The organism is Planctomycetia bacterium (assembly GCA_021413845.1).
Lineage (GTDB): Bacteria > Planctomycetota > Planctomycetia > Pirellulales > PNKZ01 > PNKZ01.
Map to the genome: position 1 here is coordinate 1 of JAIOPP010000161.1, position 6,231 is coordinate 6,231.

Genomic DNA, 6,231 nt, shown 5'->3' on the forward strand with positions numbered 1-6,231 from the left:
ATCGCCGACGGAGACCCCTTCGGCGCGGAACTTCGTGTCGAGCTGCGTCTTCTTAAACGAAATCTTCGGAGCAGGCTTTTCTTGCGCTTCGGCCTGCGACGCCACCGCGAAGCCGAACAACAGGGCGAAACCGAACAGCAAGGCGAAGGCAATACGATGGATCGGTCGGGTCATGAGATCGTTCCTAGCGGAAGCGTTGAGGAGGCATTTGCGAAGCGTTTAACAAGCATCGGAACCGCGGCCTGATTCTAACGGATTCGGCGCGTCGTCCCAGCAGGCGATTTAGCCCACACAGCATAAATCGCCACGAAATAAATCGCAACGACGCGACCTGCCGGCACCCGCGTCGTTTTACTTGCCATGTTACTTGTCGTGCTACTTGCCGATCGCCGCCCGCACTTTATCGCGATAGGTTCGGGCCTCGGCGATGATCGCGGCGGCGTCGAGCGTCTGCGGCCGACGATCTTCAACGACGACCTTGCCACCGACGACGACCGTCTGCACATCGCTCGCCTTCACTGTATATGCCAGATGCGAATAGACGTCGTACATCGGCACCTCATGAGCAGCGTCGAGGCCGACGAGGATGACGTCGGCCTTTTTGCCGACTTCCAGCGAGCCGATTTGGTCGGCCATGTGAATCGCGCGGGCTCCTTCGATCGTCCCCATCGCCACCGCCTCGCGCGCCGAGACGACCGTCGGGTCGAGCGTCGCGACTTTATGCAACTTCGCGACGGTGTCGATCTCTTCCCACATGTCGAGGTCGTTGTTCGAGGCTGCGCCGTCGGTGCCGAGCGCGACGGGGATCTTCAGTTCCAGCATTTTCGGAACCGGCGCGATGCCCGAGGCGAGCTTCATATTCGACTGCGGACAATGAACCACGCCGACACCGTGCTTCCGGAGCGTCAGCAGTTCGGCATCGGTAGCCCAGACGACATGCTTCGCGATGACGTTCTCTTTCAGCACGCCGAGCCGATCGAGATGCTCGATCGGAGTCGCCTTGTAACGCTCTTGCATCGTGGCGAGTTCCGCTTTCGTCTCCGAGACGTGAATGATGATCGGCACGCGATAATCGGCGGCGAGCTTCGCGGCGGCTTGCAGATGCTCGGGCGAAACGGTGTACGGCGCATGCGGAGCGACGGCCGGAGTGATGAGCGGGTGGTTTTGCCATTGCTTCAAGAAGGCTTCCGTTCCGGCCAGCGAAGCGTCCCAGGTCTTGAAGTCGGGCGCGGGGAAGTCGAGCATCGCTTGCCCGATGACGCCGCGCATGCCGGCCCGCGCGGTTTCTTCGGCGACGGCGAACTCGAAGTAGTACATGTCGACATACGTGGTCGTGCCGCCGAGGAGCATTTCCAAGAGCGCCAGGCGCGTTCCTGCGCGGACGAACGCTTCGTCGACCATCTTCGCTTCGGCCGGGAAAATGTAATTTTGCAGCCAGTCCATCAGGGCCTTATCGTCGGCCATGCCGCGCAGCAAAGTCATCGCCGCATGACCATGCGCGTTGACGAGGCCCGGCATGACGATGCGACCCCGCGCGTCGATGGTGCGGGCCGCGTCGTAGCGGGCGGCGATTTCGTCGACCGTGCCGATCGCCGCGATCTTATCGCCGACGATCGCCACGCTGCCGCCGTCGATCACGCGCCGTGCAGTGTCCATCGCGACGACGATGCCGCCGCGAATCACCAAGTCGGCACGTTCCGCTCCCGCCGCCGCATCGCTGCCGGCCATCCCGATCGAAGCCATGAAAACTAGAATCCGTGAAAATAAGATGACTGATGAAGCAGCGAACGGAGCAGGTGGCCCATGCGTGCGAAGACTCATCGTGAAACCGTTCTGAAGATGGAATCGTCGCGGCAGGTCGCCGCACGGGCTTGACATCGCAAGTCTTGGGAGAGCTTAAAATGCCTTAATTCGGGCGGTTCGCCTAGGGTACCCTTTCCTTGACGCCGAGCATACCATGTGATGTACTCTCGAACTTCATTTCTGAGCTCCCGATCGCGAGCGCGTGCCTAGGCCGGATGCCTCGACCTGTCTCTCTCGATCTTTAGCGGCCGAAAGGGTTGCGGCATGTGCGGTATCGCCGGGATTTTCGACTTACGCGGCAAACGGGAGCCCGATCGCGCGGCGCTCGAGCGGATGACGCAGGCGATTCTGCATCGCGGACCCGATGAAGACGGCTACTTTTTCGCTCCGGGCATCGGCATCGGTCATCGTCGCTTGAGCATCGTCGGCCTGTCGGACGGTCAGCAGCCGATCTACAACGAAGATCGAACCGTCGCCGTCATGTACAACGGCGAGTTGTTCGACTATCCGGAACAGAAGGCGGCGCTCGAGGCGAAGGGGCACGTCTTCAAAACCCATAGCGACACCGAACTGCTCGTCCATTTCTATGAGGAATACGGCGAAGGAATGTTCGAGCATCTGCACGGACAGTTCGCGTTCGCCATCGTCGACACGAAGAAGAAGGTCGTCCTTCTCGCTCGCGACCGGGTCGGCATCTGCCCGCTCCATTGGTCGCGCCAGGGGGACACCTTTTATTTCGGCTCCGAGATCAAGGCGATCCTCGCCTCGGGCCATGTAAAAGCGGCGTGCGATCCGCGCGGGCTCGATCATATCTTCACTTTCTTCGCGATGGGAACCCGGCGCACGATGTTCGAGGGAATCTCGTGCGTGCTGCCCGGGCATTACCTCAAGATCCAATTTCGCGACAACGGCGATGCGGCCGATATCGTCGAACGGCAATACTGGGATCTCGACTTCCCGGACGCCGGCGACGAGTACGATCCGGAAGACCCGACGAAGCTCATCGACGAATTCGACGCTACGTTTCAACGAGCCGTCGAGGTGCGGTTGCGGGCCGATGTGCCGGTCGTCAGCTATCTGAGCGGCGGCATCGATTCGGCGATGGTGTTGTCGAACGTCGCCAAGATTCGGGGCAAGGGAATGCCGGCGTTTACGATTCGGATCGTGAACCCGCACCTGGATGAAACGAAGAAAGCGCGCGACGCCGCGCGGCACGTCGGCAGCGAGATGACGGTCGTGCATGTCGACGGTAAGGTGATCTCCGATGCTTATCCGAAGCTCGTCGCCGCGGCCGATTGCCCGGTCGTCGATACGGCTTGCGCATCGCTCTGGTGCTTGGCCCGCGAGGTTCACGATCAGGGTTATAAAGTCGCGCTGACGGGCGAAGGCTCCGACGAAGCGATGGCCGGTTATGTGTGGTTCAAGTCGAATAAGATCATGCGCTGGATGGACTTCGCAGGCTTCAAGCCGAGCGTGGCGATCAGTCGTGCGTTTCGGAAGATCACGAATCGCGGCGTGCCGTTTTCGGAGATGAGCCGCATCGATCGGATGATCGGCGGACCGCACGCGCAATCGGAGATGTACAACTTCGTCTCGCTGTCGCGGAATCGTTTTTACAGCCGCGAGCTGAAGGAAAAGCTCGGCACGCATTTGGCGTTCGAAGATTTGCCGCTCAATATGGAACGGATGCGGCGCTGGCACCCGCTCAATCGTTCGCTCTATATGGGCTATAAGACGATGCTCTGCGGCTTGCTGTTGAATCATAAGGGCGACCGCGTGGCGATGGCGAACAGCGTCGAGACGCGGTATCCGTTTCTCGACGACAACGTCATCAACTTGTGCGCGAAGGTGCATCCGCGCTGGAAGCTGCGACGAGCCCGCTTCGATAAGTATCTGCTTCGCCAAACGGCGACGCGCTACCTGCCGAGCGAGATCGCGCTGCGGCCGAAGGCGATGTTCCGCGCACCGTTCGCCGACAGCTTCTTCGGCAGCGCGCCGGATTTCGCCCATCAGCTGATGAGCGAGGAGTCGCTGCGCAAGACCGGTTACTTCGACGTCGAAGCGGTGCGGAAGCAGTTCCAGGCTTACGTGAGCGGCAACGCTTCGCGCAATAAATTCTTCACTGAGATGGGGATGATCAGCGTGCTCTCGACGCAGCTCTGGCACCATATGTATCTCGGCGGCGGATTGTGCGACCTGACGGACACGAACCCGCAACCGAAGGTCGATCGCCCGGAAGCGGCGCTGGTTTAAAGTAGTAGGCACGTTCCACGTGCCGTAACCACGTGCGCCTTTCCATCGCGACGCACGATCGCGCTCCATTCAGCGTTGTTCAGCCTCAGTTCAATAGCCCCGGATGCATATCCGGGGCGCGAGCCGTGTTCGTAGCTCAAAGCCGCTTGTGGCGGACGGCACGTGGAACGTGCCTGCTACTTTAGTCGTGCGCGCGGCAGGGCCGTGATCGCGCTGAAGTGCGGCGAGAAAAAGTTCGTGCATCGTCGCCCGAGTTCGGTCGGGCATCTTGTCGAAACGTACTCTGCGCAGAGCATTGCTCCCGACGCGGCTTCCTTCGCAAAGGAAGACGGGCCTCGGCGACGATGCACCGGACGACGCCCCAGGCAAGCGAAGCGTTCTTCTCCGGTTTGCAACCCTGAGAAGACCGTCGTGCAGGTTTCGATCCTCGTTTTACGTTCGCTGCGCGCTTCGCCTGAGCACATAGCGACCGAGGATCGCGAAGCGCGCCGGATCGCCGAAGCGATCCAGCACACACCGCAGGCCGGAAGCAGACACCGTGCGATCGTCAGATCGCAGGGTCGACCGGCGTTGCGCTGGACCGACATTCAAGTCGATTGCTTCGAGCCCGAGCGACGACAAGCGGCGCGGCACGAGCTGGAAATTTCCATCGCAATTCGTCGTTGCTCTTAAAGCAACGTGTCGAAACCTCGTAGAGGTCGGAGTCGCGTCCGCTTCACACGCACCCAACATCGCACTTCGCGACGACGATTTCAACGCGAAGAAGTAGGCCAAGTCTGCAAAGTAGCAGGCACGTTCCACGTGCCGTCCGCCACACACGACTCATCACAACCAACGCGGCTTCGTTCGCGCACGACGGAAACGGCCGGTTTACACCGGCCGCTCGCCTCGGACTAGCGCTGCCTACGTCCTGTCGATTTCGTCGTCGTGTCCGGTTCCGTCTCAAGCGAGGCCGCCGCCAGTTCGCGGCATTTGCGGGCGATGCCCGTCGGGTCGAGGCCGAGGTCGGCGAGTAGTTCGCCTCGTTCGCCATGTTCGACGTAGCTGTCAGGAATGCCGAGCCGATGCACGTTCACCGTCGACAGGCGGGCTTCGTTGGCTGATTCCAGTACGGCGCTGCCGAAGCCGGTCATCAGTTGGCCTTCTTCGACCGTCAGCACGAACGGCGACGTCGCCACCGCTTTCAAGATCACGTCGGTATCGAGCGGCTTGATGAAGCGGGCATTCACGACGCCGACGTCGAGGCCTTCGTTACGAAGTTCGGCCGCGGCCTGAATGCACGCGCCGAGCAACGTGCCGCAGCAGACGATCGTGCCGTCGGCGCCCCATTCGATCACTTCGGCCCGACCTTGCTCGATCGGCGCGAACGCGCGCTCGATGTTTTCCGCCGGCGCTTTCGGGTAGCGCAGCGAAGTCGGTCCGTCGTGCTTCAGGGCGAAGTCGAGCATCGCGGTGAGATCGCGCTCGTCGCCCGGAGCCATGACGGTCATGTTCGGGAACAACCGCATGTAGCCGATGTCGAACACGCCGTGATGCGTCGGGCCGTCGGGACCGGTGAGGCCGCCGCGGTCGAGCAGGAACGTGACGGGCAAGTTCTGCAACGAGACTTCTTGAAAGATCTGATCGAAGCTCCGTTGGAGGAACGTGCTGTAGATGTCGACGATCGGCCGGAGGCCGGCCTTCGCTTGGCCGGCGGCGAACGCCACGGCGTGCGATTCGCAAATGCCGACGTCGAAGAACCGCGTCGGGAATTCATCGCGCACGCGTTCGAGGTTCGTCCCTTGGCACATCGCGGCGGTCATGACCGTGACGCGCGGGTTCTCTTTCAACTTCAAGCGAATCGCTTCGCTCGCGACGTTCGTATACGCACGGCTCGAGCTCTTCTTGATCGACACCACGCGCTGCATCTCGCGCTGAAACGGAGCCGGCGTGTGGAACATCACCGGATCTTCTTCGGCCGGGCCGAAGCCGTGTCCCTTCTGCGTGACGATATGCAGCAGCACCGGCCCTTCGGCCTCTTTGCACATCGTCAGATATTGTTTCATCAGGCCGATGTTGTGGCCGTCGATCGGGCCGACGTAGCGGACGCCGAGCTCCTCGAACAACATCCCGCCGTGCATGCCGGCCTTCACGGCGTTCTTCGTGTTCGAGAGCATCCGTTCGACGCCGTCGCCG

At 61.4% G+C, this 6,231-nt stretch carries 3 protein-coding genes; 1 reads left to right on the plus strand and 2 read right to left on the minus strand.

Features of this window, described 5'->3' with window-relative positions; all coding sequences use genetic code 11:
* Nucleotides 1-375 precede the first annotated feature (375 nt).
* Nucleotides 376-1,821: an amidohydrolase gene (locus tag K8U03_26285; GenBank protein ID MCE9608407.1), complete on the minus strand. Its 1,446-nt coding sequence runs from the start codon at nucleotides 1,819-1,821 to the stop codon at nucleotides 376-378.
* A 246-nt stretch (nucleotides 1,822-2,067) separates the two neighbouring features.
* Here K8U03_26285 and asnB point away from each other — a divergent pair, with 246 nt between their 5' ends.
* Nucleotides 2,068-4,056: an asparagine synthase (glutamine-hydrolyzing) gene (gene asnB, locus K8U03_26290; protein ID MCE9608408.1), complete on the plus strand. Its 1,989-nt coding sequence runs from the start codon at nucleotides 2,068-2,070 to the stop codon at nucleotides 4,054-4,056.
* A gap of 893 nt (nucleotides 4,057-4,949) precedes the next feature.
* Here the strand turns inward: asnB and K8U03_26295 are convergent.
* Nucleotides 4,950-6,231 (minus strand): 1-deoxy-D-xylulose-5-phosphate synthase (locus K8U03_26295; protein MCE9608409.1); only part of this gene is annotated, 1,282 nt, incomplete at its 5' end.